Raw genomic sequence first — 2,093 nt, 5'->3', positions numbered from 1 at the left:
AGATAAGGTAACGCCGAAAGCCAACCCGCTTCGATCATGTCCATTTGCGCCCCGGCCTTGAGGATCGACGGCAGCCACAGTACGAAGCCATAGACGCCGATGCTCCAGCAGAAAAACTGCAAGGCCAGGATGATCACCTTCGGCGAGCGGAAGGCTTCGGCGTAGTTCTTCACCGCCTTGATGCCGACCTGTTCGGCGGCCAGGGCGCTTTCCAGGTCCTGTTTTTCCTGGTCGCTGAGCCACTTGGCCTGGGCCGGACGGTCATCGGCCAGGCGCCACCAGATAAACGCCCAGAGCACTGCCGGCAAACCTTCGATGATGAACATCCAGCGCCAGCTGTAATGCTGCACCAGATAGCCCGACACCACCGACATCCAGAGCATGGTCACCGGGTTGCCGAGGATCAGGAAGGTATTGGCGCGCGAGCGTTCGGCACGGGTGAACCAGTGGCACAGGTACACCAGCATCGCCGGCATGACCGCGGCTTCGACCACGCCGAGCATGAAACGGATGACGATCAGCCACMAGGCGTTGGAGACAATCCCGGTCAAGGTGGCCAGGCTGCCCCAGAGAATCAGGCTGACGAAGATCAGCTTTTTCACACTGTGTTTCTGCGCGTAGATCGCCCCGGGTACCTGGAAGAAAAAGTAGCCGAGGAAGAACAGCGCGCCGAGCATCGACGACAGGCCGGGCGTAATCATCAGGTCCGCCGCCATGCCGGATGCGGCGGCGAATCCGTAGTTGGCGCGGTCGAGGTACGCCAGGCTGTAGGTAATGAACACAATGGGCATGATGTACCACCAGCGGCGGGTGGCGAGGGTTGCGGTTTTCATGGTGGTGCTCCTGAGCTTGTTGTTTTTGTCGCAGCAGGTAACGGTTTGAATCTTCGGTGCCTTTACTGGCCTCATCGCGAGCAAACTCGCTCCCACAAGGGATCTAGGTTCGACACATATCCCCTGTGGGAGCGAGCTTGCTCGCGATGGCGGCCTCAAATTCGCTGACCATTTCGGATCGGGTAGGCAACCCCTCCATATCCCCCCGACTCTGCACCGCCCGGCTGCCAATCCAGTTGGCGCGCTTCACGGCGTCGGCAAAGCTATGGTTTTCCAGCAGCGCGCTGATCATGCCGACGGCAAACCCGTCGCCGGCACCGACGGTGTCGACCACGGTATTCACCGGTACGCCCGCGACAAATCCCTGATCCTGGTGGGTGCGGTAGTACGCCCCATGCGGCCCGAGTTTGATCGCCACGGCTTCGGCGCCCTGGTCGAGGTAAAACGCCGCAATGTCGGCGGGGTCTTCGAAACCGGTCAGCAGCCGACCTTCGCTCAAGCCCGGCAGCACCCAATGGGCCAAGGCGGCGAGGCGGTTGATTTCAGTGATCATCTGTTGCGTACTCGCCCACAGGCTCGGGCGCAGGTTCGGGTCGAAGGACACGCTGCGTCCGGCGGCGCGCATGCGGGTCATCAACTCGAAGGACATTTCCCGCGCCGTGGCAGACAGCGCCGGGGGAATGCCGGTGGCGTGCAAATGCCGGGCCTTGAGCAATTTGGGCATGATCGACTGCGGCGACAGATGACTCGCCGCCGAACCGCGGCGGAAATACTCGACCACCGGATCGCCACCATCGTCGGTGCGCGACTTGAGCTGAAAACCGGTCGGGTGCGCAGAATCGATGGCGACGTTGCTGCAGTCCAGGCCTTCCTTCTCCAGGGTGTCGATCACGAAGCGACCCAGGGAGTCAGCACCGACCCGGCTCAGCCACGCCACCTTGAACCCGAGCCGTGACAGGCCGATGGCGACGTTGCTGTCGGCGCCGGCAATACGTTTGTGGAAATGACCGACCTGGGCCAGCTCGCCGTTTTGTTCGGCGACGAACATTGCCATGGTTTCGCCAAATGACAGGATATCGAACTCAGACATGCGCACTCTCCAGGCGGGGTTGACCGAGGCGGGCCAGTGTCGCGACGTGTTCGGTGGTGAGTTGCAGCAGATCCTCGCCTTGCAGCGGATATTCCGCCGCCCGCATCACGCCTTGGGCCATGTGCCGCAGCAGTTGTTCCCACAGATGCAGGTCAGTGGCGGTGGGGGGC

At 62.0% G+C, this 2,093-nt stretch carries 2 protein-coding genes and 1 pseudogene; all 3 read right to left on the bottom strand.

The window, feature by feature from the left end:
* On the bottom strand, positions 1 to 833 hold an 833-nt coding region (locus ACXRVY_RS25805), incomplete at its 3' end, for an MFS transporter (RefSeq protein WP_458238601.1).
* 103 nt (positions 834 to 936) lie between these two features.
* A complete protein-coding gene (locus tag ACXRVY_RS25800) occupies positions 937 to 1,923 on the bottom strand; it encodes a sugar kinase (protein ID WP_457265967.1) in 987 nt (328 codons plus the stop codon).
* Positions 1,916 to 2,093 (bottom strand): annotated as a pseudogene (locus tag ACXRVY_RS25795) (AP endonuclease); the annotation flags it as partial. The gene ACXRVY_RS25800 and the pseudogene ACXRVY_RS25795, both read right to left, overlap by 8 nt.

Source organism: Pseudomonas sp. P5_A2_2, assembly GCF_054177685.1.
This window is presented reverse-complemented; position numbering and strand designations above follow the sequence as displayed.